This is a genomic window from Jiella sonneratiae, assembly GCF_017353515.1.
Lineage (GTDB): Bacteria > Pseudomonadota > Alphaproteobacteria > Rhizobiales > Rhizobiaceae > Jiella > Jiella sonneratiae.
In genome coordinates this window covers 82,807-106,639 of sequence record NZ_JAFMPY010000005.1, presented here as the reverse complement: position 1 = coordinate 106,639, position 23,833 = coordinate 82,807, and the positions used below count along the sequence as shown (strand labels likewise).

Here is a 23,833-nt window from a genome sequence, read left to right as displayed (position 1 = left end):
GGCGCAATCCGTGGCCTCAGGCGGTCTGCACCTGCTGGCGGGCGCGCTCTTCGGCCATGCGCTGCTGGAAAAGCTTGGCGAAGTCGATCGGGTCGATCATCAGCGGCGGGAAGCCGCCATTGCGGGTGACGTCGGCGACGACCTGCCGCGCGAAGGGAAAGAGCAGCCGCGGACATTCGATGAAGAGCAGCGGCAAAAGGTGCTCCTGCGGGAAGTTCGCCAGCCGGAAGACGCCGCCATATTCCAGTTCGACGGCGAACAGCATCTCGGCGCCTTCGCCGGCCTTGGCGTTCAGCGTCAGGCGCACGTCGAATTCGCTCTGGCTGCCCTCGATCTGGTTGGCGCCGACATTGACGCCGATGTTGATCGCCGGGCCGCGCGCCTGGCTGCGCAGGATCGCGGGGGCGTTCGGGCTCTCGAAGGAGAGGTCCTTGATGTACTGCGTGAGGATGTTGAGGCTCGGCGGCGTCGCGCCCTCGTTGCTGGAGGTGCCGTTGCTGCCGTTGACGTCGCTGGTCTGTGACATGCCTGACCTTTCTTGTCGGTTCCGTGCCGGGAACGGCGCGCGGCGCCGCCCGGAGAGGGCCGGACGGGTCTTAAAGGACCGCAGCCCGGCGGAAAATCTGCTGGCGCCGAGCTAACACGCAGGACTTCCGATCACAAGGCGGGGTTTCGGGCACGACAAGCCGCCCTTTGTGCCGCTCGCCGCGATGCGGCAGTGGCTTCGACAGGCCAGTGCCGCGCCGAGCCGGCGCGGCCTCCATATCAATTCTGCATCCCTTCGACGCGGCCCGCGACGCCGCCTTCCCGGCGGCGGCGCAAGGCCGGCCGAGGAACCGTCCGGAAGGCTACTCGCTCAGGACCTGATAGTCGTAGAGCGTGTGCTCGACGCCCCCATAGGTGATGTTGCAGCCGCCCGTCGACGCGCCGATCTTGCCGGGATGGACGCCGTTGTTGAAACGCGCCCGGCAGACGTAGAGCAGGCTGCCATTCGCCTCGCGCCCGGCATTCACCCCGATGGAATCGAGCCGGTCGACGGGAATGCCCTGCAGCCAGTCGCCGCGGCCGAGCAGCGTCCCGTACTGGCCGACGGTATATTCCCGGCCGCCATAGCCGATCACGCAGCCGCCGAAGCCGGGCCTGAGCTTGCCGGGGTGGATGCCGTTGTTGAAGACGGCGTTGCAGACGAAGAGCGGCTCGCCGTTCGCCTCGTTGCCGGCCGGCACCGCGCGGCGGTCGACGCGGCCGCCGGCCTGGTCGATCCAGTCGAGGGCGGGGCCGCGCTTCGCCTGCCGGCCGCCATAGTCCTGCGCGGGCGGGTTCGGCGCGACCACCGGCGCCGGGTCGTAGCGACCGCCGCCGGGCGCCTCGCCGCGCTGCTGCACGCATTCCTCGACCATCAGCGTCGCGGCGGTGACGCCGGAGAGCGAGAAGTCGATGTCGTATTTGCCGACCGAGAGGATCGCCGTATGGCCGGCCCGCATCGCGTCGAGTTCGCCGAGGCCGATCCAGGCGAAGGTCCAGCCACGATCGGCGGTGCCGCTCGCCCCCGTGGCGTGGCCGTCGATGTCGAGCTGGCCGTACCAGTCCGGCTGCGCCCGGACCGGAACCGCGATCTGCCACTGGCCGGAGCCGTAGCCGATCCGCACGTCGTCGCCGTTGCCGTCGCGGTCGACCGACGCATGGCAGGAGAGGAAGCGCCGTCCCTGCTGGGTGGCGCTGATCTCCCAGCCGCGCACGTCGCCGTAATGGAAGCTGCGGCCCCCCTGGCCGATATTGGCGATCTCCTGAGCGCCTGCGGCGCCCGGCACGAGAAACAGCGCAAGCCCGGCGAGCCACGCCTTCAGACTGTCACGCACGATGTCCCTACCCCTCTTCGAGCACGCAGCGCCCTATATCGCCGCGGCAAATGCCGGTCCTTCCCCAACGGAACCATCGGCACGAGATCATTTGCCCGGAGGGAAAGCGAAAGACAACGAAAAAATCGAGGAAGGGTCGGGTCGGGCAGGGCATCGCCAGCCGCCCCGTGCCGCTCGCGGAGCGGGCCCGGGCTCTCGGAAGCACGCTCGGGGCGAGCCGGGCTTGGCAGAAGGCCGGCCTCTTGGGGAGCAGGCCGGCCTCTTTGAGAGCGGGTTCAGTGCAGCGTGCGGCCGGACGGGCGCCCTTCCTCGTCGTCGCCGTGCCAGGGCGAGGAGGGGTCGGGACGGCGGTGATAGTCTTCGCCGGAAAGATCGACGACGTCCGGCGCGCGGCGACGCTGCCCGTCGCCGGCGTCGGCGGGTCCGCTGCGGGCAAAGCCGCCGGAGGCGCCGCCGCGGGCCATGACGACCACCCGGTTCCCCAGGAAACGACGGATCTGAGACCGGATCTGCGGCACGAACAGCAGGAAGCCGAGCGTGTCGGTGACGAGGCCCGGCGTCAGAAGCAGGATGCCGGCCGCCATGATCATCGCGCCGTCGACCAGTTCCCGGCCCGGCACGCGCCCGGCATTGGTCTCGGCCTGGATGCGCCGCAGCGTCCCCAGCCCCTGGCGCTTCAGGAGGATCGAGCCGATCAGCGCCGTCAGCACCACGAGAGCGAGCGTCGGCCACAGCCCGATGAGATTGCCGACGACGATGAAGACGGCGATCTCCAGGACGGGGATGATCAGGAGGAGAAACGGGATGACGGCGAATGGCATTGTGGTCGTTCCTGGCTGGGCTTCGGGGATCGCCTTGCCGTGGCTTCGGCGGCATATCCGGCCTTGGCCGGCCTCGGTCGGCAGAGATCCGGCATTTCGGCCGGCATCGGTCGGCATGGGTGCAGGCGTTCCCGAGACGACAGATAGGGTGCGGGAGCAATGATTTGAATGCGCCGGCCGTCGTCTCTATATGAGGGCAATTCAGGCAGGCGGCACGAGGTGACGGCGCACGATGAGTTTTGGGACGATTTTCTTCATTGTACTTGCGGCGATCGTCCTGTTTCAGCTGCGCAACGTGCTCGGGCGACGGACCGGCAGCGAGCGGCCGCCCTTCGACCCCTATTCGCGCAGCGAGACGCCGCGCGAGGAGGCCGCCTCGAACGGCAACGTCGTGACGCTGCCGAGCCGGCGGGTCGAGGAGAGCGACGGCGTGCCGGCGCGGGTGCTCTACGAGAAGATCGACAAGATCGCGACGCCGGGCAGCCCGCTCAACGGCGAACTGCGCAAAATCCGCGACGCCGATCCCGAATTCGACCCGGCGGAATTCCTCGACGGGGCGAAGATCGCCTACGAGATGATCGTCAACGGCTTTGCCGACGGCGACAAGCGCGTGCTCAAGGGCCTGCTCTCCCCCGACGTCTACGCCGACTTCGAGCGGGCGATCACCGAGCGCGAGGCAGCCGGCCAAAAGATGAGTTCCTCCTTCGTCGGCATCGACGACGCCAAGATCGTCGCCGCGGAGATGAAGGACCGCGAGGCCCAGATCACCGTGCGCTTCGTCTCGCAGTTGATCAGCGCGACACTCGGCCCGAACGGCGAGTTGGTGGACGGCGATCCGGAAGCCGTCGTGGAGGTGCGCGACATCTGGTCGTTCGCCCGCGACATCCGGTCGCGCGATCCGAACTGGAAACTCGTCGGAACCGAATCCGACGAAGCCTGAGCGTTCGGCGGGCGGACGATGGCGACCTTGCTTCGGCGCAGCTTCGACGATCTCGCCGGCTTCGCCGCAGGCGACCACCGCGCCGCCTTGGCGGCGTTCCGGTTGAGCGCGCCGCGGCTTCTCGCGGGGGCCTTCGCCACCGGCACGCTGGGGTTTCGGGCCGAGAGCTTTCACCGCGCCGCCAAAGCCGCACTCGACCTCGGCGAGAACGTCGACGTCTCGGCCGCAAGGCGCTTCTTCGAGGCGCATTTCACCCCGCTCGCGATCGTTCCGGAGGGCGGGGCAGGCTTCCTCACCGGCTATTACGAGCCGGTGGTCGCCGCCTCGGCGACACCGGACGCGCGGTTCCGCTATCCGCTCTACCGCCGGCCGGACGATCTCGTCGCGCTCGACGACGTCAACCGGCCGCCCGGCCTCGATCCCGACTTCCGCTTCGGCCGCCGACTGTCCTGCGGGATGATCGGCGAATATTACGACCGCGGCGCGATCGAGGCCGGGGCGCTGAACGGCCGCGGGCTGGAGATCGCCTGGCTGGAAGACCGTGTCGAGGCCTTCTTCATCCACGTGCAGGGCTCGGCCCGCCTCGTCCTCCGCGACGGGCGGGAAATGCGCGTCGGCTATGCGGCAAAGAGCGGCCACCCCTTCACGGCGGTCGGCCGCAGCCTCGTTTCCGAAGGCGAACTCACCCTCGCTGAAGCCGACATGGCCGGGATCAAGGCGTGGTTCGCGGCGCATCCGGACCGGGTGGACGAGGTGCTCGCCCGCAACCGGTCTTTCATCTTCTTCGCCGAGATGCCGGTGGAAGACCCCAACCTCGGACCGCTCGGCGCCGCCAAGGTGCCGCTGACGCCGCTTGCCTCGATCGCCGTCGACAGGCTGCTCTCGACCTACGGCATTCCCTATTTCATCGCCTCCGACGACCTGTCGATCGGGGGACGGGCCTTCCGACGGACGATGATCGCCCAGGACACCGGCTCGGCGATCCTCGGGCCGGCACGGGCCGACATCTTCGTCGGCACGGGCGACGCGGCCGGCACGATCGCCGGCACGCTCCGCCACAAGGCCGACTTCTTCCTCTTCGCACCGCCCGATCTCGCGGCAGAGCTCGCGTCGTGACGCGGCGCCGCCGCACCCTGAGCGAGGAGGACCGGCGGCTTTGGGCGAGCGTCGCCCGCCAGGCCGTCCCGCTCGCCGGCCGCAAGCACCCCAAGCTCCCGGAGGCGGTCGAGGCGGCGGCCGCCCCGCCTGCGCCTCCGCAGCCGAGCCCCACCGCCGTGCCGGCCGCGGCTTCGGGCCTGCCGCCCGCGCCGGCGAAACGGCCGGCTCTTGCCGCCCAGCACCCGATCGAACGCCCGACCCGCCGCAAGATCGCCAAGGGACGGATCGCCATCGAGGCGCGGATCGACCTTCACGAAATGACCCAGACCAACGCCCATGCGGCGCTGGCGCGCTTTCTCGCCCAGGCCCAGGCGATGGGGCTGCGGCACGTCCTCGTCATCACCGGCCGCGGGCTTTCCGGCGGCCCGCGCGGGGTGCTGCGGCGCGTGGTGCCGCAATGGTTCGCGGGCCCGCAGTTCCGGCCGCTGGTCTCTGGCTTCGAGAGCGCCGAGCGCCACCATGGCGGCGAGGGCGCGCTCTATGTCCGCGTCAGGCGCCTCGGGTCGTCGGCACGATGACCCCCTTCGGCGAAAAGGTGCGGGCGCTGCGGCACGAGCGCGGCGTCACCCAGCAGGAGATGGCCCGGGCGCTCGGCGTCTCCTCGGCCTATCTCTCCGCCCTCGAACATGGCCGTCGGGGCCGCCCGACCTGGGCGATGCTGCAGCGGATCATCGGCTTTCTCAACGTCATCTGGGACGATGCCGAGGAACTCGAACGGCTCGCCGAACTGTCGCATCCGAAGGTCGTCGTCGAGACGGCCGGCCTCTCCCCCGAGGCGACGCGCCTCGCCAACCGCTTGGCGGAGACGATCCGGCTCCTAGATCGCGAGGAGGTCGGGCGCCTGCTCGGCGAGCTCGAGGAGGTCAGCGCCGCCGCGGAAGCCCGGCAGCGGGCGGCGCAGGCCGCACGGCGCGGCCGCTGAAGGCTCGCGCGCTCGCCGGGAACGGCTGCGGGCTGGACGAAACATGCGACGACCGGCCTTTCCGGACGCCGGCCGGTCGCGGTGCGCGACGTGAAAATTCTTACTTTTACGTAAGCCGCGATCGATACAACCGATTGTATTTGCTCGCGTCGGATTTTGCTTGTTGCAAGCTTAGTCCGACAGGGCTAAGCGTGCCCCCCGACGGGGGCACCGTTGCATTGCAGCATGCGACGACCGGCACCATGCGCCGGCCGGCATGTTCGGTCTCGATGCCCGATGCGCCGCGGCGGCCGGAACAGCCGGTGCCGGCGGCGCGAGTTCCAGGCGGCGCGACCGGTCAGGAGGGACCGGACGCCGCGAACAGGAAGGGATAAGAGACTTGGCCCGCAGGAAGATCGCACTCATCGGTTCCGGCATGATCGGCGGCACGCTCGCCCATCTCGCCTCGCTGAAGGAACTCGGCGACATCGTCATGTTCGACATCGCCGAGGGCACGCCCCAGGGCAAGGCGCTCGACATCGCCGAGAGCGGGCCGGTCGAGGGCTTCGACGCGCGGCTTTCCGGCGCCAACGACTACGCCGCCATCGAGGGCGCGGACGTGTGCATCGTCACCGCCGGCGTGCCGCGCAAGCCCGGCATGAGCCGCGACGATCTTCTCGGCACCAATCTGAAGGTGATGGAGCAGGTCGGCGCCGGCATCGCCAAATACGCGCCGAACGCCTTCGTCATCTGCATCACCAACCCGCTCGACGCGATGGTCTGGGCGCTGCAGAAGTTCTCGGGCCTGCCGAAGGAAAAGGTCGTCGGCATGGCCGGCGTGCTCGACTCCTCGCGGTTCCGCACCTTCCTCGCCGAGGAGTTCAAGGTCTCCGTCGAGGACGTGACGGCCTTCGTGCTCGGCGGCCACGGCGACACGATGGTGCCGCTGCCGCGCTATTCCACCGTCGCCGGCATCCCGCTGACCGACCTCGTCAAGATGGGCTGGTGCTCGAACGAGCGGCTGGGTGAGATCATCCAGCGCACCCGCGACGGCGGTGCGGAGATCGTCGGCCTCCTGAAGACCGGCTCGGCCTATTACGCGCCGGCCGCCTCGGCGATCGAGATGGCGGAGGCGTATCTGAAGGACAAGAAGCGGGTCCTGCCCTGCGCCGCCAACCTTTCGGGCCAGTACGGCCTTTCCGACATGTATGTCGGCGTTCCCTGCGTCATCGGCGAGGGCGGCGTCGAGCGGGTGATCGAGATCGACCTCGACGGCGACGAGAAGGCGCAGTTCGACAAGTCGGTGAACTCGGTCAAGGGCCTCATGGAGGCCTGCCAGGGCATCGCCCCGAACCTGAAGTGACATTCTCGAAGGCCGGGGCTCAAGACCCGGCCTTCTTCCATTGATCTCCGCCATCGAGGCTCAAGCGAGAGGCCGGACAGTTTCCATGAACATCCACGAATATCAGGCGAAAGAAATCCTGAAGGGCTACGGCGCGCCGGTTGCGGCGGGCATCGCCATCACCTCCGCCGGCGAGGCCGAGGCCGCGGCGAAGGAATTGCCCGGCCCGCTCTACGTCGTGAAGAGCCAGATCCACGCCGGCGGGCGCGGCAAGGGCAAGTTCAAGGAGCTTTCGCCGGACGCCAAGGGCGGCGTCAGGCTGGCGAAGTCGGTCGAGGACGTGGTCTCCAACGCCCGCGAAATGCTCGGCAACACCCTCGTCACCAAGCAGACGGGCCCGGCCGGCAAGGTCGTCAACCGCCTCTACATCGAGGACGGGGCCGACATCGACCGCGAACTCTATCTCTCGCTGCTCGTCGACCGCTCGGTCGGCAAGGTCGCCTTCGTCGCCTCGACGGAGGGCGGCATGGACATCGAGACCGTCGCCGAGGAGACGCCGGAGAAGATCGTCACCGTCGCCATCGACCCGGTCGCCGGCGTGACGGCAAGCGACGCGGAGAAGCTCTGCGACGCGCTGAAGCTCGGCGGCGCCGCCAAGGTCGACGGGATGCAGCTCTTCCCGATCCTCTACAAGGCCTTCACCGAGAAGGACATGAGCCTGCTCGAGATCAACCCGTTGATCGTCATGACCGACGGCCACCTCCGGGTCCTCGACGCCAAGGTTTCCTTCGACGGCAATGCGCTGTTCCGCCACGACGACGTCAAGGCGCTGCGCGACGAGACCGAGGAGGACGCCAAGGAGATCGAGGCGTCGAAATACGACCTCGCCTATGTGGCGCTCGACGGCGACATCGGCTGCATGGTCAACGGCGCCGGCCTCGCCATGGCGACGATGGACATCATCAAGCTCTACGGCAAGGAGCCGGCGAACTTCCTCGACGTCGGCGGCGGCGCCAGCAAGGAGAAGGTGACGGCGGCCTTCAAGATCATCACCGCCGATCCGAACGTGAAGGGCATCCTCGTCAACATCTTCGGCGGCATCATGCGCTGCGACGTCATCGCCGAGGGCGTCGTCGCGGCGGTGAAGGACGTCGGGCTGAAGGTGCCGCTGGTGGTGCGCCTCGAAGGCACCAATGTCGACAAGGGCAAGGCCATCCTCAACGAGAGCGGCCTCGCGATCACCGCGGCCGACGATCTCGACGACGCGGCGAAGAAGATCGTCGCGGCCGTCGGCGGCTGACCGCAGCACGCGTTTTCGGGAGGAACCGCATGACCGACCTGGGATCGATCGCCGCGGCGCGGGGTGTTTCCCGCGCCGTCCTGGCACTGGGATTTTCGCTCTCTCTGGCGGCCGAGGCGCTCGCCGCCGGCCCGAAGCTGCCGCTGACGCCGCCTGAGGATGCCTCGACGACCATCGCCGACTATCTCAAGATCTGCTCGACCGGCATGGTCGACGTCGACGCGGCCGCCAAGATCGCCGCCGACAAGGGCTGGAAGACGGTCGAGCCGGCGGGCGGCAAGGAAAAGGACGCCGCTTCCATGCCCGCAGCCGGCGCCTTCACCGCCACCAAGGGCGACGACGGAACCTTTCTCGTCGTCAACCGCGTGGAGTTTCCCCACGTCGTCGCGTCGAGCTGCCAGATGGTTTTCGCCACCAAGCCCGCCGATCTCGGGACCAAGGTGCTGAACGAGATCGACGGGGTCGCCGGCGGCGGCGGGGTGATGGACATGGCCGACAAGGGCTCGGGGCTGTGGAGCTTCGTCGACGACAAGGGCGAGATCGTCACCATGACCGCGATCCCGGCGGGCGGCACGCGCTTCGTGCTGACGATGGGCCGCGCCGAGCCGACCGAGCTCGGCAGGAAGGCCGGGGCGAAGCCGGCGGGGTGAGACAGGAAGACGGTGGCGTCGCAATCCATGGCCCGCTCGATGAAACCCTCGGCTTGCGGATGTGCGTCCGAGGAGGTTCGGAAAGGTTTCGGTTTGGAAGAGGGCAGGGCGGCGGCTGGGTTCGACACCTCCCGCATCATCGAGATTGAGCAGTCGCCGACGAGATTGCTTCTCTTCGGGATAGGCAGCGCGGCCTTCTCCCTCGGATCATTGGCGCTGATTTTGAACTGGAGCGAGCCACCGTCAGAGGACTTCAAGTACTGGGGGCTCTGGCTCGGGGTTCTGTTTTTCGCTCTTGGTGCATGCGTCTATTTCTGGCGGATGACTTGGGTCGGTCCAGTCGTGGTGCTGTCTCCAGAGGGAATCAAAGACCGACGTATATCCGCAGCTGTCATCCCCTGGGGCGCCATTCGCTCCCACAGGACCTGGTCATACAGAAGCTCAAAGTTTCTGATCTTGAAAGTGGAGGACGACATTGAACGTCGTCTGCCCCTGTCGCTCATCGCGTGGGTGTCAAAGTGGCCAAACACGATGTTGGGCGCGAAGGGCCTTTGCGTCACGAGTGCAGACCTTCGAATTTCTCACGATCATCTGACCGCGGCTGTCGAAGCATATTGGCAGGCGCTGGGTCCGTGCCAGACCAAAAACACTTGAACTGCCATAGGACACGGGATATGTGCTCCACATAACCCGTGTGGACGCTGATCGGCGAAACGCCATGGCCAAGAACATCACCCTCGCCATCGACGAGGATCTCCTCGACAAGATGCGCGTCCTCGCCGCGATGCGGCGGACCAGCGTCAACGCCATGGTGCGGGATTTCTTCGTGCACGAGGTCAAGCGCGAAGCCACCCAGGCGAACCGCGCCGAAGCGTGGGGCCGCCTGTTCGAGGCTGCCGACGACAACGCCGAACGGCGTTCCCGACGCCTCGGCGACAAGCAGCCGCTGTTCGACCGGGAGCTTTTCTACGAAGAGGTCATGCGTGAACGCGGCCTTCTTTGACACGAACATCATCGTCTATGCCGCCGACACCCTCGCTTCCGACGTCGCCAAGCGCGACAAGGCGCGACAGCTGATGCAGATCCGGCAGATCGTCACCTCGACGCAGGTGATGATGGAGCTCTACGGCGTCCTGCGGAAGAAACTGGCCTACGGGGCCGACGCTGCGCTCGCATGGGTGATCGCGCTGCAGGGCGACGACGTGGTGACAATGTCGCCGTCGGACGTCATCGACGCGCTTCAGGTGGCGCATCGCTACGATATCTCGCATTGGGACGCCCTAATCCTGACCGCCGCCGCGCGGGCCGGGCTCGACCTCGTCTACACGGAAGACCTCAATCATGGGCAGAGCTACGGATCTGTCCGGGTCTGCAACCCCTTCATCGAAGACTTTCTCGCGTAAACTGCAAAGGCTGTAGCCATGTCCATCCTGGTCGACAAGAACACCAAGGTCATCGTGCAGGGACTGACCGGCAAGACCGGCACGTTCCACACCGAGCAGGCGCTGGCCTATTTCGGCACCAAGATGGTCGCCGGCATCCATCCGAAGAAGGGCGGCGAGACCTGGACCGCCGGCGAGGGCGCCGGGGAGAAGGCCGGCACCGAACTGCCGATCTTCGCCACCGTCGGCGAGGCCAAGCAGGCGACCGGCGCGACGGCCAGCGTGATCTACGTGCCGCCGGCAGGGGCTGCCGCCGCCATCGCCGAGGCCATCGACGCCGGCATCGACCTCATCACCTGCATCACCGAGGGCATCCCGGTCTCCGACATGGTGAAGGTCAAGGCCAAGCTGGAAAAGTCGACGTCCCGGCTCATCGGCCCGAACTGCCCGGGCGTCCTGACGCCGGAAGAGTGCAAGATCGGCATCATGCCGGGCAACATCTTCAAGAAGGGCAATGTCGGGATCGTCTCGCGCTCGGGAACGCTTACATACGAGGCGGTCTTCCAGACCACCAACGAGGGTCTCGGCCAGACGACGGCGGTCGGCATCGGCGGCGACCCGGTGAAGGGCACCGAGTTCATCGACGTCCTCGAGATGTTCCTCGCCGACGAGGCGACCAAGTCGATCATCATGATCGGCGAGATCGGCGGTTCGGCCGAGGAGGACGCGGCGCAGTTCCTCGCCGACGAGGCGAAGAAGGGCCGCAAGAAGCCGATGGTCGGCTTCATCGCCGGGCGCACAGCGCCGAAGGGCCGCACCATGGGCCATGCCGGCGCGGTGGTCTCCGGCGGCAAGGGCGGCGCCGAGGACAAGATCGCCGCGATGGAAGCGGCCGGCATCAAGGTCTCGCCGTCGCCGGCACGGCTCGGCAAGACCCTCGTCGAGGTGCTGAAGGGCTGACCGCCCGGCGCCGCGGCGAAACGGAACCGAAGGCTTTGCCGGCTATCAGCCTCGGCAAGGCCGCATTCGCGGGCAAAGGACCGCGGCGTCTGTAACCGGCAACGGGATTCGCCCGACCGGACGAATGCAATCCGACAGGAGGCGGCGCCGGACGCGCGCCGCGAGCTTAACGACCATGTCACGCAACCCAGCGAACGAAACCTTCGCGCTCACCTCCTTCCTCTATGGCGGCAATGCCGACTACATCGAGGATCTCTACGCGCGATACGAGGCCGATCCCGGTTCCGTCGACGCCGAATGGGGGGCGTTCTTCAAGGAGCTCGGCGACCCGCGCGACGAGGTCCGCAAGAACGCCGAAGGGCCCTCCTGGCAGCGCGACAACTGGCCGATCCCGCTGAACGGCGAGCTCGTCTCGGCCCTCGACGGCAACTGGGGCCCGGTCGAAAAGCGCATCGAGACCAAGGTCAAGGAAAAGGCCAGGGGCGGCGGCGCCGAGCTGTCGCCCGAGGCGGTGAACCGGGCGACGCGCGACTCCGTCCGCGCGCTGATGCTGATCCGCGCCTATCGCGTGCGCGGCCATCTGCATGCCAAGCTCGACCCGCTCGGCATCGCCCGGCCCGCCGACGACGACTACAACGAGCTGTCGCCCAAGGCCTACGGCTTCACCGAGGCCGACTACGACCGCAAGATCTTCATCGACAACGTGCTCGGCATGGAGTTCGCGACGATCCGCCAGATCGTGGCGATCCTGGAGCGCACCTACTGCTCGACCTTCGGCGTCGAGTTCATGCACATCTCCAATCCCGACGAGAAGGCCTGGCTGCAGGAGCGGATCGAGGGGCCGGACAAGGGCGTCGCCTTCACCGAGCAGGGCAAGCGCGCCATCCTCAACAAGCTGATCGAGGCGGAAGGCTTCGAGAAGTTCCTCGACGTCAAGTACAAGGGCACCAAGCGCTTCGGCCTCGACGGCGGCGAGTCGCTGATCCCGGCGCTCGAGCAGATCATCAAGCGCGGCGGCCAGCTCGGCCTCAAGGAGATCGTCTTCGGCATGGCCCATCGCGGCCGGCTGAACGTGCTCGCCCAGGTCATGGCCAAGCCGCACCGGGCGATCTTCCACGAGTTCAAGGGCGGCTCGTTCAAGCCCGACGACGTCGAGGGCTCGGGCGACGTGAAGTACCATCTCGGCGCCTCGTCGGACCGCGAGTTCGACCAGAACAAGGTGCACCTGTCGCTGACGGCGAACCCGTCGCATCTCGAGATCGTCGACCCGGTGGTGATGGGCAAGGCCCGCGCCAAGCAGGACCAGATCGCCGGGCGCACGCGCAACGAGATCGTGCCGCTGGAGACCCGCTCGAAGATCCTGCCGCTGCTGATCCACGGCGATGCGGCCTTCGCCGGCCAGGGCGTCGTCGCCGAGTGCTTCGGCCTGTCGGCGCTGCGCGGCCACCGGGTGGCCGGCACGCTGCACTTCATCATCAACAACCAGATCGGCTTCACCACCAATCCGCGCTTCTCGCGCTCCTCGCCCTATCCCTCGGACGTCGCCAAGACGGTCGAGGCGCCGATCTTCCACGTCAACGGCGACGATCCGGAAGCGGTGGTCTATGCGGCGAAGATCGCCACGGAATTTCGCATGAAGTTCCACAAGCCGGTGGTCATCGACATGTTCTGCTACCGGCGCTTCGGCCACAACGAGGGCGACGAGCCGGCCTTCACCCAGCCGATCATGTACCGGACGATCCGCAACCACCCCTCGACGCTGGAAATCTACGCCAGGAAGCTGGTCGCCGAGGGGCTCCTGAGCGAAGAGGACGTCGAGAACCGCCGCGCCGAATGGCGCAAGACGCTCGACGAGGAGTTCGAGGCCGGGCAGAGCTACCTGCCGAACAAGGCCGACTGGCTGGACGGGGCCTGGGCGGGCCTCAGAAAGGCCGAGAAGGAGGACGAGCCGCGCCGCGGCATCACCGGCATCCCGATGAAGACGCTGAAGGAGATCGGCGGCAAGCTGACCGCCGTGCCGGAGGGCTTCAACGTCCACCGCACCGTCAAGCGCTTTCTCGACAACCGCGCCGAGATGATCGACAAGGGCGAGGGCCTCGACTGGGCGACGGGCGAGGCGCTCGCCTTCGGCACCCTCGTCACCGAGGGCCATCCGGTGCGCCTGTCCGGCCAGGACGTCGAGCGCGGCACCTTCTCGCAGCGCCACTCGGTCCTCTACGATCAGGAGGACGAGGGCCGCTACATCCCGCTCGCCAATCTCGCCAAGGGCCAGGCGGTCTACGAGGTCATCAACTCGATGCTCTCGGAAGAGGCGGTGCTCGGCTACGAATACGGCTACTCGCTGGCCGAGCCGAACGCGCTCACCCTCTGGGAGGCGCAGTTCGGCGACTTCGCCAACGGCGCGCAGGTGGTGATCGACCAGTTCATCTCGTCGGGCGAGCGCAAGTGGCTGCGCATGTCGGGCCTCGTCCTCTTGCTGCCGCACGGCTACGAGGGCCAGGGACCGGAACATTCCTCCGCGCGCCTCGAGCGCTTCCTGCAGATGTGCGCCGAGGACAACATGCAGGTCGCCAACGTCACGACGCCGGCGAACTACTTCCACATCCTGAGAAGGCAGCTGAAGCGCGACTTCCGCAAGCCGCTCGTCCTGATGACGCCGAAGTCGCTGCTGCGGCACAAGCGCGCCGTCTCCAAGCTTTCGGAGATGGCCGGCGAGACCAGCTTCCACCGGCTGCTGTGGGACGATGCGGAGATGGACAAGACGGCCGAGATCAAGCTCGTTGCCAACGAGAAGATCCGGCGCGTCGTCATGTGCTCGGGCAAGGTCTATTACGATCTCTACGAGGAGCGCGAGAAGCGCGGCATCGACGACATCTACCTCCTGCGGCTGGAACAGCTCTACCCGTTCCCGGCCAAGGCGCTGATCACCGAGCTCTCCCGCTTCAAGCAGGCGGAGATGGTCTGGTGCCAGGAGGAGCCCAAGAACATGGGTGCCTGGTCGTTCATCGATCCCTATCTCGAATGGGTGCTCGACCACATCGACGCCGAGAAGCGCAGGGTCCGCTATACCGGCCGCCCGGCATCCGCCTCTCCGGCGGCGGGGACCATGGCGAACCACCAGAAGCAGCTCGCCGACTTCCTGCAGGATGCGCTCGGCTGAGCCGGAAAGGGTGAGGGACGGGCGATGGCGTACTATTTCTGCCGGCTCGATGCGCCGCGGCCGAGCTTCGCTCTCGACATGAGCGAGACCGAGCGCGCGCTGATGGCACGCCACGCCGCCTATCTCGGCGAGAAGGCCCGCGACGGCTCGGTCGCGGTCTTCGGGCCGGTGGCCGATCCCGCCGGCTTCTGGGGCCTCGCCGTCATCGAGGCTCCGGACGAGGCCGGGCTGAAGGCGATCCTCGACGGCGATCCGGTGATCCGGGCCGAGGCCGGATTTTCCTATAAGAGCCTCTTGATGCCGGCCGCGACACGGGGTCTGCCCCCTGCCGGCCCGACCGAAATCTGATCAGTTTCTCAAGGAGACGGCCAGCAATGGCGACCGAAATCAAAGTTCCGACACTTGGCGAATCCGTGACCGAGGCGACCATCGGCCAGTGGTTCAAGAAGCCGGGCGACCGGGTGGAGCAGGACGAGACGATCGCCGAACTCGAGACCGACAAGGTGACCGTCGAGGTGCCGGCGCCCGCCGCCGGCATTCTGGAGGAGATCGTCGTGAAGGAAGGCGAGACCGTCGGGGTCGGCGCGCTGATCGGCACGATCGGCGAGGGCGAGGGCAAGGCCGGCGGCACCACAGCCGCCACCGCCAAGCCGAAGGGCAAGGCGGCGAAGAGCGATCAGGCGGCCGACACGGCGGCCGATTACGGCGGCGGCGGCACCGGAGACAAGAAGGCCGGCGCGAACGGCGCGGCGGCGTCTTCCGGCAAGCTCGTCGCGGTCAACGTCCCGGCGGCCGGCGAATCCGTCACCGAGGCGACGGTCGGCGCGATCTTCAAGAAGGTCGGCGACAGCGTGGCGGTCGACGAGGCGCTGCTCGAGCTCGAGACCGACAAGGCGGCGCAGGAGATCCCCTCGCCGGTGGCCGGCGTCATCCGCGAGCTCGTCGTCAGCCAGGGCGACGAGGTCAAGGTCGGCGCCCTGCTCCTGAAGATCGAGGAAGGCGCCGCGGCCGGCTCCGGCGCCGCGGCCTCCGGCTCCAGCGCGGCCGGCGGTGGCACCGACGAGGCGCCGCGCCGCAAGGCCGAGGCGGAGGAGGGCCGGCCCCCGGCTCCCTCCGCCGCCAAGATGATGGCCGAAAAGGGCATCGCGGCCGCCGGCGTCGAAGGCTCCGGCAAAGAGGGCCAGGTGCTGAAGGGCGACGTCCTCGCGGCGATCGCGCGCGGCGCCCCCTCGGCGCCGCAGGAAAAGCCGGAGAAGGTCGCCCGGGCCCCGTCGGCACCGGACGACGCCGGCCGCGAGGAGCGGGTCAAGATGACCCGCCTGCGCCAGACCATCGCGCGGCGCCTCAAGGACGCCCAGGACACCGCCGCGATGCTCACCACCTTCAACGAGGTGGACATGACCGCGGTGATGGCGATCCGCACGAAATACAAGGATCTCTTCGAGAAGAAGCACGGCGTGAAGCTCGGCTTCATGGGCTTCTTCACGAAGGCCGTCTGTCACGCGCTGAAGGAGATCCCGGCGGTGAACGCCGAGATCGACGGCAACGAGATCGTCTACAAGAACTTCTGCCACGTCGGCATGGCCGTCGGCACCGACAAGGGCCTCGTCGTCCCGGTGATCCGCGATGCCGACCAGATGTCGATCGCCGAGGTGGAGAAGGAGCTCGGCCGGCTCGCCCGCGCGGCGCGCGACGGCAAGCTGTCGATGTCCGACATGCAGGGCGGCACCTTCACCATCACCAATGGCGGCGTCTACGGCTCGCTGATGTCGACGCCGATCATCAATGCGCCGCAGTCGGGCATCCTCGGCATGCACAAGATCCAGGAGCGCCCGATGGCGATCGGCGGCCAGGTGGTGATCCGGCCGATGATGTATCTGGCGCTCTCCTACGATCACCGGATCGTCGACGGCAAGGAGGCCGTCACCTTCTTGGTGCGCGTCAAGGACAGCCTGGAGGATCCCGAGCGTCTGGTCCTCGATCTCTGATTGCCGGACGGGTAGTCTCCGGCCATGGAGACGCTCGTCGACCTGTCGGAGATCCTGCGAAATCTCGCGCTGGCGGCGGCTGCCGCCGTCGGCGCCTGGCTTGCCTGGAAGAAGCTCGGGCCCGAAACGACGCAGGCGGGATCGGTGGCCTTTCAGGCGACGCTCGCCCGCCGGGCGCACGTCATGGAGCTGTTCAACCGCGCTGCCGGCCAGCTCGGCGACGGGAAATTGGAAGTTCGCCTCGCGGCGATCTACATTCTCCGCGAGATCGGCCGGGACTTTCCCGACCTCGCGGAGCCGATTTTCGAACTGCTGCAAAACCATCTCGAAGCCAGGGAGGCTGACGGTTACGGTGAGAACGAACCGCCGACCGACGTCCGTGCTATCCTGGACGCGCTTCTGTTGAAGACCGGAGAGCCTTGATGTCGAGCCTACGCGATCGCGACATGCCGCGACTGCGGCTGAGAAACGTCTTTCTCCGCCGCACCGACTGGCGTGGCGCCGACCTGACGGGAGCCGATATTTCCGGCACCGACGTCAGCCATGCGAGCTTCGTCGGCGCCGATTTCACCGAAGCCCGGCTGGACGGGACGATCCTCCGCGGCGCCGACCTCACCGGCGCCAAAAACCTCACCGTCGCGCAGCTGCAGAGCGCCGTGATCGATGAGACCACCCGGCTGCCGGATTACATCGACCGCTCGCGGCTGACCCTCGCGCCGGCCGACTGAGCCCGGTCCCCACTCGAAAACTGGATTTCTGCCGGTGTCCGAAGCCAGCGAAGCATCATCCCCACGCGTCATGATCGTCACCGGCGGATCGCGCGGCATAGGCGCGGCGACCGCGCGTCTCGGCGCAAAGGCGGGCTATGCCGTCGTCGTGAACTACGCCGCGAACCGCGAGGCGGCTGACGCGGTCGTCGCGGAAATAGAGCGCGCCGGGGGGCAGGCGGTCGCGGTGAGGGCCGACGTCGGCGTCGAGGCGGAGGTCGCCGCACTGTTCGAGGCGGCCGACCGGCTCGGCAGGCTCGCCGTCCTCGTCAACAATGCCGGCATCGTCGACGCCGTCGCGCCGGTCGCCGGGATGAGCGCCGAGCGGCTGACGCGCATCTTCGCCGTCAACGTCGTCGGCTCCTTCCTCTGCGCCCGCGAGGCGGTGAAGCGCATGTCGACGAAGCGCGGCGGCGCCGGCGGGGCGATCGTCAACCTCTCCTCGGCGGCCGCCAAGCTCGGTGCCGGCGGCTCGCGGGTCGACTACGCCGCGACCAAGGGAGCGATCGACACCTTCACCGTCGGCCTCGCCAAAGAAGTCGCCGAAGAGGGGATTTCCGTCACCGCCGTCCGGCCGGGCATCATCGAGACCGACATCCACGCCTCCGGCGGCGAGCCGGGCCGGGTCGCCGAAATCGCCGCCAGCCTGCCGCTCCGGCGCGCCGGCACGCCCGAGGAAGTCGCGCGGGCGATCCTCTTCCTTGCCTCGAACGAGGCCTCATATTCCACCGGCGCCATTCTCGACGTGTCCGGTGCAAGGGCCATCCTGCCATGAAGACCATCCGCCTCGCCCTCCTGATCGGCGGCATCGCCGCCGCCGGCGCGGGCGCCAGCCCGCCGGCCCTGGCGCTCGACGAGGCGCTGCAGCCGGCCGCGGCAGGGGCAGGGCAGGCCGAAGCGCCGGCCCCGGACGACTATACCGACGACCGCTCGAACGCAGAGGCGCTGATCCGCTCGCTCTACAACGCCATCGACCGGCACGAATATCTGAGGGCCTGGAGCTATTTCGCCGACGATTCCGGCCGGCCCGACTTTCCGGCCTTCGAGAAGGGCTACGAGACCACCGCCGGCGTGCGCCTGAAGCTCGGCGAACCGACCAGCGACGGCGCCGCCGGCTCGATCTACACCGCGGTGCCGACGGTGATCGAGGCGACGGGCACCGACGGCGCGGTGCGGGTGTTTTCGGGCTGCTACGTCACCCGCCTGGTGCAGCCGGCCAACCAGGCGACGCCGCCCTTCCTGCCGCTGCAGATCTCCAAGGCGACGCTGCGGCCGGCCCGCACCAAGTTCGACGAGACCTCGGGCGACTGCCCGGATGGCGGCGATTGACCGCCGCTCCGCCATCGCCCCGGCCGCGCTGCGGCCGGACGGGGGTTGCAACGCGCCCGGCGGCGAAGGAAACAGGGCCCGCGCCCGCAGCGCCATTCACGGCTCCCGCTTTGCAAACAGACTGGAAGATCTCTCCCCATGGCTGACACCTACGATCTCGTCGTCATCGGCTCCGGACCCGGCGGCTATGTCTGCGCCATCAAGGCGGCGCAGCTCGGCCTCAAGGTCGCCTGCGTCGAGAAGCGCAAGACCTATGGCGGCACCTGCCTGAATGTCGGCTGCATCCCCTCCAAGGCGCTGCTCTACGCGTCGGAAGCCTTCGCCGAGGCCGGCCATTCCTTCGCCGAGATGGGCATCGAGGTCGAGCCGAAGCTGAACCTTGCAAAGATGATGTCCCACAAGGACAAGACGGTGAAGGCGAATGTCGACGGCATCGCCTATCTGTTCAAGAAGAACAAGATCACCGGCATCATCGGCACCGGCAGGATCAAGGCGGCCGGCGCGGTCGAGGTGACGAAGGACGACGGCTCGACCGAGACGCTTTCCACCAAGGCGATCTGCATCGCCACCGGCTCCGAGGTCGCCGGCATTCCGGGCGTCGAACTTTCCTTCGACGCGGCGACCATCGTTTCCTCCGACGAGGCCATCGCATTGCCCAAGGTTCCCGAACGGATGGTCGTCGTGGGCGGCGGCGTCATCGGCCTCGAACTCGGCTCGGTCTGGGCGCGGCTCGGCGCAAAGGTGACGGTCGTCGAATTCCTCGACAAGATCCTCGGGCCCATGGATCAGGAAATCTCGACCGCCTTCCAGAAGCTGCTCGTCAAGCAGGGCCTGGAGTTCAAGCTCGGCGCCAAGGTGACCGGCGTCGAAAAGAGCGATGCCGGGGCGAAAGTCACCTTCGAGCCGGTGAAGGGCGGCGAGGCCGAGACGGTCGAGGCCGACGTCGTTCTCGTCGCCACCGGCCGCAGGCCCCATACCGACGGGCTCGGGCTCGACGAGGCGGGGGTCAGGCGCGACGAGCGCGGCCGGGTCGAGATCGACGGCCACTTCAAGACCAGCGTCGACGGCATCTACGCCATCGGCGACGTGGTGAAGGGCGCGATGCTCGCCCACAAGGCCGAGGACGAGGGCGTGGCGCTCGCCGAGATCCTCGCCGGCCAGGCCGGGCACGTGAACTACGAGGCGATCCCGTCGGTGGTCTACACCGCGCCGGAGGTCGCCTCGGTCGGCAGGACCGAGGAGGAGCTGAAGAAGGCCGGCGTCGAGTACAGCGTCGGCAAGTTCCCCTTCATGGCGAACGGCCGGGCGCGGGCGATGCTCAAGACCGACGGCTTCGTGAAGGTGCTCGCCGACAAGAAGACCGACCGCGTCCTCGGCGTCCATATCCTCGGCGCCGATGCCGGCGACATGATCGCCGAAGCCGCGCTTCTCATGGAGTTCGGCGGCGCCTCGGAAGACCTCGCCCGCACCTCGCATGCCCATCCGACGCTGTCGGAGGCGGTGCGCGAGGCGGCCTTCGCCGCCTTCGCCAAGCCGATCCACATCTGAGGATCCTGACGGCGGCCCCTCGGCGGCGCCGGCGTGGCCGCGTCAGGCCGCGACCGGCCGCTCGGCCTCGAGCCGCGCCAGCGCCAGTCGCAGCGCCGCCACGCAGGCGCCGTCGACCGCCGTGCCGGTATCGGCGTCGAGGATCGCCAGCGCCTTCGAGAGCGGCATCGCCGGCCGGTAGGGGCGCTCGGCGGTGAGAGCGTCGAAGATGTCGGCGACGGTGACGATCCGCGTGTCGAGGCCGATCTCTCCGGCCGTAAGGCCGTTCGGATAACCCTTGCCGTCGAGGCGCTCGTGATGCTGGGCGCCGATCCTCGCCAGATCCGAGAAAGCCGAGATCTCCGACAGGATCGCCTCGGAATGCACCGGATGGCGCCGGATCTCGGCGAATTCCGCATCGTCGAGCCGGCCCGGCTTGTCGAGGATCTGGTTGGAGATGCCGAGCTTGCCGATGTCGTGGAGCAGCGCCGCGCGCTTCAGCCGGCGGCGGTGCTCCGGCGAATGGCCCATCGCCTCGGCGATCATGTCGGTGAACAGCGCCACGCGGTCGGAATGGCCGCTGGTATAGGGGCTCTTGGAATCGATCACCTCGGCAAAGGCCGAGGCGATGTCGTCGAGATAGTCCTCGTCGGCGGCCCGCCGCTGCTGGGCGGGTTCGAGGGCGAGCACCATCTCGCCCAGTTCGGGGTGCGACAGCGCCGCCAGGAAGTCGTCATCGGCGGCGAGCCGTTCGAAGGCGGCGACGAGGTGCGGATCGAACCAGCTGCCGGAGCGGGCCCTGACCTCGGCGAGGGCCGCCGCCGGCCCGCCGACCCTCAGGAACACGTCGGCGACCTGGGACAGGAGCGCGATCCGCGAGAACAGCGGCACCGCCTCGCCCGCGAGACCGTCCGGCTTGCCGCTGCCGTCGAAATGCTCGTCGAGGCTGTGGATCCCGGCGGCGACCGCCTCCCCGAAGCGCATCCTGCGGGCGATCGCCGCGCCGCGGCGGCAGCGGGTCAGGATCAGCTCCTGGGCGATCTCCCCGCCATTGCGGAAGATGTTCACGAGGGCACGGAAGCGTTCGGCCAGCCCGGCTTTCAGCCCCGTCTGCTGCAGGATGAAGCGCAGCACGTGGGCGAGGCTGTCGTCGATCTCCTTGAAGCTCTTCTTGAAGCCGATGTCGTCGGTCAGATAGAGTTCGCAGATCCGCGCGGCGTTGGACGAGCAGCCGAGATCCTTGAGGAGCAGCGTGTAGTAGAGGTCGCCGGTCGCCGCGGCGTCGAGGCCGATCGCCCGGGCGACGTGGATGCCGATGTAGCAGACGCGGATGCAGTGGCCGGGCGGCTGACCCTCGGTGATGTCAAGCGCCCGCGAAAGCGCGGCGAGGATTTCCGCGAGCCGCAGCGAGCCGCGGTTTTCCGCCGTTCCCGGCTCCGCCACCTTGTCAACGTCCATCGAAAGCTCCGGAGGCTTCGTCGTTCCGGCTCGAGTTGAACACGGCGATCGTAAGAACCGGTGAACGGTCTGCCGCGAACGGCTCCGGCATGAACAGTCGCTCGCGAAATCGTCGCGAAGCCGCCGTCGACGCGGGGCAGGCTCCGCGTCCGACGACCGCGGGCGCGAGGTCGGCAATCGGAATGGGGGGGAGCGGACGACGCGCGCCGGAGCCCTATCTCGCCTGCGCAAGGGATCGCCGATCGTCCGGCGTCCGTTCGTGCGTCGTCCCTGCACCGGAACGGGTGGACGCGGGTCTGCGGATGGCCCGGGGATGAAGGGCCGGGGTCGGGCCCCGCCGGCAAGGTGCCGGGAACCCGGCGGAAATTTGCCGCGGCAGCAAGGCCGAGCGGCCGAGAGGGAGTAAGGGTCACATGGTCGAGAACCGCCTGAGAAAGCTCTGGGAGGCCGGCCGCCCGGCGGTGAACGGCTGGCTGTCGATCGGCAGCCCCTTCACCGCCGAGATCATGGCGGGCCAGGGCTACGACACCATCACCATCGACCTCCAGCACGGCGCGCTGGACTATGCGGCGATGCTGCCGATGCTGCAGGCGATGCGCGCCTTGCCGGTGACGCCGATCGTCCGGGTGCCGTGGCGCGAGCCGGGCATCGTCATGAAGGCGCTCGATGCCGGGGCGATGGGCATCATCTGCCCGATGATCAACAATGCCGAGGAAGCGGCGGAGTTTGCGAGCTTCATGCGCTATCCGCCAAAGGGAACGCGCAGCTTCGGCCCGACGCGCGCCGCCTTCGCGCATCCGGGTTACGGCGTCTCGGCCAACGACGCGGTGCTCGCCCTCGCGATGATCGAGACCAAGGAGGGGCTGCAGAACGTCGAGGCGATCGCCGCGACGCCGGGGATCGACGGGCTCTATGTCGGGCCGGCCGATCTCGCCCTCGGCACCAGCGACGGCGCGCTCGTCCCCGGCTTCGATCCCGAGGACGAAGGGCTCGTCGAGAGCATCCGCCGCATCGCCGCCGTCGCCAGGGCGAACGGCAAGCGGGCGGGGCTGCATTGCGGCTCGCCGGACTATGCCGCCCAGGCGATCGGCTGGGGCTTCGACCTCACCACCGTTTCCGGCGACTCGCGGCTCCTGGCGCTGGCGGCGGCCGCCTCGGTGCAGCGCTGGCGCGACCTCGTCGACCGGGCCGCGACGCCCGCCGCCAACGAACCCGGCTGATCCGGGAAGGGGCGGGGACGGCGAAGCGGGCGGCGAGGCCCGCCAGACGCCGCGCCGGAAGGCCGTGACGGAAGGGTTGCACGGCCGCGGATCCGACGGCTAGAAGACAAGGGCCGGCGACAGTCCGGCCGGTCGCCGCATGGCTTTCGAGGCGCAAGCGGCGACACGCTACGGGCCGGATCGAGAACGGCCCGCATCCGGGGGAAACGAGGGGGCGGGGCTTGGAAACGATCGACGCCCATCAGCATTTCTGGCATCCGGCACGCGGCGACTACGGCTGGATGCCGCCGGGCGACCCGGTGCTGTCGCGGCCCTATCTTCCCGCCGACCTCGCCCCGGCGCTCGATGCCGCGGGGGTCTCGCGCACGGTTCTCGTGCAGGCCGCGCCGACGAGCCGGGAGACCGAGTATCTCCTCGGCATCGCGGATGCGAGCGAGCGCGTCGCCGGCGTCGTCGGCTGGATCGACTTCGAACGGCCGGAGGAGATCGAGACGCTGCGGCGCTTCGCGGCGCATCCGAAATTCCTCGGCGTGCGGCCGATGATCCAGGACCTTCCCGACGACGGCTGGATGCTGCGCCCCGAGCTCGACTGGGCGTTCCGCGCCATCTGCGACCTCGACCTTTCCTTCGACGCGCTCGGCTTTCCCCGCCATGCCGAGAACTTCTCGGCGCTTTTCGAGCGCTATCCTTCGATGCGGGTCGTCATCGATCACTGCCTGAAGCCGACGATCGCCGACGAGAGCCCGGAATCCTTCGACGAATGGGCGCGCGGCATCGCGCGTCTGGCGAGCGGAACCGGCGCCTTCTGCAAGCTCTCCGGCCTGGTCACCGAGGCGAGATCCGATTTCCGGCGGGAAGACCTCGCCTATTATTCGGCGCATGTGCTGGAGGTGTTCGGGCCCGAGCGGGTGATGTGGGGCTCGGACTGGCCGGTATGCCGCCTGCGCTGCGACTACGCCGACTGGCACCGGACGGCCGTCTCGCTCGCCGCCCACCTTTCAGAGGCGGACAGGGCCCTGGTCTTCGGTGGCACGGCGCGCCAGTTCTATCGCCTGACCTGAGGAGGTTCGA

General features: G+C 68.2%; 25 protein-coding genes. 21 read left to right on the top strand and 4 right to left on the bottom strand.

Going from position 1 to position 23,833, the window contains the following annotated elements; translation table 11 throughout:
• Positions 1-16 precede the first annotated feature (16 nt).
• The 3 genes from secB to J1C47_RS06385 form a co-directional block, all read right to left on the bottom strand.
• The gene (gene secB, locus J1C47_RS06395) at positions 17-526 is read right to left on the bottom strand and encodes a protein-export chaperone SecB (RefSeq protein WP_207349908.1); all 510 of its coding nucleotides are present in this window, start codon (positions 524-526) and stop codon (positions 17-19) included.
• 322 nt (positions 527-848) lie between these two features.
• Positions 849-1,859 (bottom strand): DM9 repeat-containing protein, encoded by a 1,011-nt coding sequence (locus tag J1C47_RS24100; RefSeq protein ID WP_207349907.1) that lies wholly within the window; start codon positions 1,857-1,859, stop codon positions 849-851.
• Positions 1,860-2,134: 275 nt separating this feature from the next.
• Positions 2,135-2,680 carry an FxsA family protein gene (locus J1C47_RS06385; RefSeq protein ID WP_207349906.1) on the bottom strand — a complete coding sequence of 182 codons (546 nt, stop codon included), beginning with the start codon at positions 2,678-2,680 and terminating at the stop codon, positions 2,135-2,137.
• 232 nt (positions 2,681-2,912) lie between these two features.
• Here J1C47_RS06385 and J1C47_RS06380 point away from each other — a divergent pair, with 232 nt between their 5' ends.
• The 19 genes from J1C47_RS06380 to lpdA all read left to right on the top strand — a co-directional run bounded on the left by J1C47_RS06380 (position 2,913) and on the right by lpdA (position 20,105).
• A complete protein-coding gene (locus tag J1C47_RS06380) occupies positions 2,913-3,620 on the top strand; it encodes a Tim44/TimA family putative adaptor protein (RefSeq protein WP_207349905.1) in 708 nt (235 codons plus the stop codon).
• Between the two features lie 18 nt (positions 3,621-3,638).
• Complete coding sequence (mltA, locus tag J1C47_RS06375) at positions 3,639-4,736, top strand: murein transglycosylase A (RefSeq protein ID WP_207349904.1); 1,098 nt, start codon at positions 3,639-3,641, stop codon at positions 4,734-4,736.
• Positions 4,733-5,296, top strand: coding sequence for a Smr/MutS family protein (locus J1C47_RS06370; RefSeq protein ID WP_207349903.1), 564 nt, complete (start codon positions 4,733-4,735; stop codon positions 5,294-5,296). The genes mltA and J1C47_RS06370 overlap by 4 nt, the downstream gene beginning before the upstream one ends.
• On the top strand, positions 5,293-5,700 hold the full coding sequence (locus J1C47_RS06365; protein ID WP_207349902.1) for a helix-turn-helix domain-containing protein: 408 nt from the start codon (positions 5,293-5,295) through the stop codon (positions 5,698-5,700). The genes J1C47_RS06370 and J1C47_RS06365 overlap by 4 nt, the downstream gene beginning before the upstream one ends.
• Before the next feature lie 379 nt (positions 5,701-6,079).
• A complete protein-coding gene (gene mdh / locus J1C47_RS06360; protein WP_207349901.1) occupies positions 6,080-7,042 on the top strand; it encodes a malate dehydrogenase in 963 nt (320 codons plus the stop codon).
• Between the two features lie 85 nt (positions 7,043-7,127).
• A complete protein-coding gene (gene sucC / locus J1C47_RS06355) occupies positions 7,128-8,321 on the top strand; it encodes an ADP-forming succinate--CoA ligase subunit beta (RefSeq protein WP_207349900.1) in 1,194 nt (397 codons plus the stop codon).
• 29 nt (positions 8,322-8,350) lie between these two features.
• Positions 8,351-8,971, top strand: coding sequence for a hypothetical protein (locus J1C47_RS06350; protein WP_207349899.1), 621 nt, complete (start codon positions 8,351-8,353; stop codon positions 8,969-8,971).
• A gap of 93 nt (positions 8,972-9,064) precedes the next feature.
• On the top strand, positions 9,065-9,625 hold the full coding sequence (locus J1C47_RS06345; RefSeq protein WP_207349898.1) for an STM3941 family protein: 561 nt from the start codon (positions 9,065-9,067) through the stop codon (positions 9,623-9,625).
• A 64-nt stretch (positions 9,626-9,689) separates the two neighbouring features.
• Positions 9,690-9,974 carry a ribbon-helix-helix protein, CopG family gene (locus J1C47_RS06340; protein WP_207349897.1) on the top strand — a complete coding sequence of 95 codons (285 nt, stop codon included), beginning with the start codon at positions 9,690-9,692 and terminating at the stop codon, positions 9,972-9,974.
• Positions 9,955-10,374, top strand: a complete 420-nt coding sequence (locus J1C47_RS06335; protein ID WP_207349896.1) for a PIN domain-containing protein — start codon at positions 9,955-9,957, stop codon at positions 10,372-10,374. The genes J1C47_RS06340 and J1C47_RS06335 overlap by 20 nt, the downstream gene beginning before the upstream one ends.
• Positions 10,375-10,392: 18 nt before the next feature.
• On the top strand, positions 10,393-11,313 hold the full coding sequence (gene sucD, locus J1C47_RS06330) for a succinate--CoA ligase subunit alpha (RefSeq protein WP_207349895.1): 921 nt from the start codon (positions 10,393-10,395) through the stop codon (positions 11,311-11,313).
• Between the two features lie 175 nt (positions 11,314-11,488).
• On the top strand, positions 11,489-14,473 hold the full coding sequence (locus J1C47_RS06325; protein WP_207349894.1) for a 2-oxoglutarate dehydrogenase E1 component: 2,985 nt from the start codon (positions 11,489-11,491) through the stop codon (positions 14,471-14,473).
• 24 nt (positions 14,474-14,497) lie between these two features.
• On the top strand, positions 14,498-14,821 hold the full coding sequence (locus J1C47_RS06320; RefSeq protein WP_207349893.1) for a YciI family protein: 324 nt from the start codon (positions 14,498-14,500) through the stop codon (positions 14,819-14,821).
• Between the two features lie 26 nt (positions 14,822-14,847).
• Positions 14,848-16,461, top strand: a complete 1,614-nt coding sequence (odhB, locus tag J1C47_RS06315) for a 2-oxoglutarate dehydrogenase complex dihydrolipoyllysine-residue succinyltransferase (RefSeq protein ID WP_207349892.1) — start codon at positions 14,848-14,850, stop codon at positions 16,459-16,461.
• Between the two features lie 24 nt (positions 16,462-16,485).
• Entirely contained in the window at positions 16,486-16,884 is a 399-nt protein-coding gene (locus J1C47_RS23640) for a hypothetical protein (RefSeq protein WP_245396393.1), read from the top strand.
• Positions 16,884-17,189, top strand: a complete 306-nt coding sequence (locus J1C47_RS06305; RefSeq protein ID WP_207349891.1) for a pentapeptide repeat-containing protein — start codon at positions 16,884-16,886, stop codon at positions 17,187-17,189. The genes J1C47_RS23640 and J1C47_RS06305 overlap by 1 nt, the downstream gene beginning before the upstream one ends.
• Before the next feature lie 70 nt (positions 17,190-17,259).
• Entirely contained in the window at positions 17,260-18,003 is a 744-nt protein-coding gene (locus J1C47_RS06300; protein WP_207350050.1) for an SDR family oxidoreductase, read from the top strand.
• On the top strand, positions 18,000-18,557 hold the full coding sequence (locus J1C47_RS06295; RefSeq protein ID WP_207349890.1) for a hypothetical protein: 558 nt from the start codon (positions 18,000-18,002) through the stop codon (positions 18,555-18,557). The genes J1C47_RS06300 and J1C47_RS06295 overlap by 4 nt, the downstream gene beginning before the upstream one ends.
• Before the next feature lie 138 nt (positions 18,558-18,695).
• A complete protein-coding gene (gene lpdA, locus J1C47_RS06290; RefSeq protein ID WP_207349889.1) occupies positions 18,696-20,105 on the top strand; it encodes a dihydrolipoyl dehydrogenase in 1,410 nt (469 codons plus the stop codon).
• Between the two features lie 42 nt (positions 20,106-20,147).
• Here lpdA and J1C47_RS06285 read toward each other — a convergent pair whose 3' ends face one another.
• Positions 20,148-21,542 carry an HD-GYP domain-containing protein gene (locus tag J1C47_RS06285; RefSeq protein WP_207349888.1) on the bottom strand — a complete coding sequence of 465 codons (1,395 nt, stop codon included), beginning with the start codon at positions 21,540-21,542 and terminating at the stop codon, positions 20,148-20,150.
• Positions 21,543-21,955: 413 nt separating this feature from the next.
• On the opposite strand from J1C47_RS06285, the gene J1C47_RS06280 reads away from it, so the two are divergent.
• Together J1C47_RS06280 and J1C47_RS06275 are read left to right on the top strand one after the other, a co-directional pair.
• Positions 21,956-22,762: an HpcH/HpaI aldolase family protein gene (locus J1C47_RS06280; protein WP_207349887.1), complete on the top strand. Its 807-nt coding sequence runs from the start codon at positions 21,956-21,958 to the stop codon at positions 22,760-22,762.
• A 221-nt stretch (positions 22,763-22,983) separates the two neighbouring features.
• The gene (locus tag J1C47_RS06275; protein ID WP_210382257.1) at positions 22,984-23,823 is read left to right on the top strand and encodes an amidohydrolase family protein; all 840 of its coding nucleotides are present in this window, start codon (positions 22,984-22,986) and stop codon (positions 23,821-23,823) included.
• Positions 23,824-23,833: the final 10 nt, after the last annotated feature.

Coding starts and splice junctions, on each gene's coding strand:
- J1C47_RS23640 (WP_245396393.1), top strand. CDS start 16,486: ATGGAGACGCTCGTCGACCTGTCGGAGATCCTGCGAAATCTCGCGCTG.
- mltA (WP_207349904.1), top strand. CDS start 3,639: ATGGCGACCTTGCTTCGGCGCAGCTTCGACGATCTCGCCGGCTTCGCC.
- J1C47_RS06295 (WP_207349890.1), top strand. CDS start 18,000: ATGAAGACCATCCGCCTCGCCCTCCTGATCGGCGGCATCGCCGCCGCC.
- J1C47_RS06305 (WP_207349891.1), top strand. CDS start 16,884: ATGTCGAGCCTACGCGATCGCGACATGCCGCGACTGCGGCTGAGAAAC.
- J1C47_RS06350 (WP_207349899.1), top strand. CDS start 8,351: ATGACCGACCTGGGATCGATCGCCGCGGCGCGGGGTGTTTCCCGCGCC.
- odhB (WP_207349892.1), top strand. CDS start 14,848: ATGGCGACCGAAATCAAAGTTCCGACACTTGGCGAATCCGTGACCGAG.
- J1C47_RS06385 (WP_207349906.1), bottom strand. CDS start 2,680: ATGCCATTCGCCGTCATCCCGTTTCTCCTCCTGATCATCCCCGTCCTG.
- J1C47_RS06320 (WP_207349893.1), top strand. CDS start 14,498: ATGGCGTACTATTTCTGCCGGCTCGATGCGCCGCGGCCGAGCTTCGCT.
- J1C47_RS06380 (WP_207349905.1), top strand. CDS start 2,913: ATGAGTTTTGGGACGATTTTCTTCATTGTACTTGCGGCGATCGTCCTG.
- J1C47_RS06365 (WP_207349902.1), top strand. CDS start 5,293: ATGACCCCCTTCGGCGAAAAGGTGCGGGCGCTGCGGCACGAGCGCGGC.
- J1C47_RS06340 (WP_207349897.1), top strand. CDS start 9,690: ATGGCCAAGAACATCACCCTCGCCATCGACGAGGATCTCCTCGACAAG.
- J1C47_RS06300 (WP_207350050.1), top strand. CDS start 17,260: ATGATCGTCACCGGCGGATCGCGCGGCATAGGCGCGGCGACCGCGCGT.
- sucD (WP_207349895.1), top strand. CDS start 10,393: ATGTCCATCCTGGTCGACAAGAACACCAAGGTCATCGTGCAGGGACTG.
- lpdA (WP_207349889.1), top strand. CDS start 18,696: ATGGCTGACACCTACGATCTCGTCGTCATCGGCTCCGGACCCGGCGGC.
- J1C47_RS06285 (WP_207349888.1), bottom strand. CDS start 21,542: ATGGACGTTGACAAGGTGGCGGAGCCGGGAACGGCGGAAAACCGCGGC.
- sucC (WP_207349900.1), top strand. CDS start 7,128: ATGAACATCCACGAATATCAGGCGAAAGAAATCCTGAAGGGCTACGGC.
- J1C47_RS06325 (WP_207349894.1), top strand. CDS start 11,489: ATGTCACGCAACCCAGCGAACGAAACCTTCGCGCTCACCTCCTTCCTC.
- J1C47_RS06280 (WP_207349887.1), top strand. CDS start 21,956: ATGGTCGAGAACCGCCTGAGAAAGCTCTGGGAGGCCGGCCGCCCGGCG.
- secB (WP_207349908.1), bottom strand. CDS start 526: ATGTCACAGACCAGCGACGTCAACGGCAGCAACGGCACCTCCAGCAAC.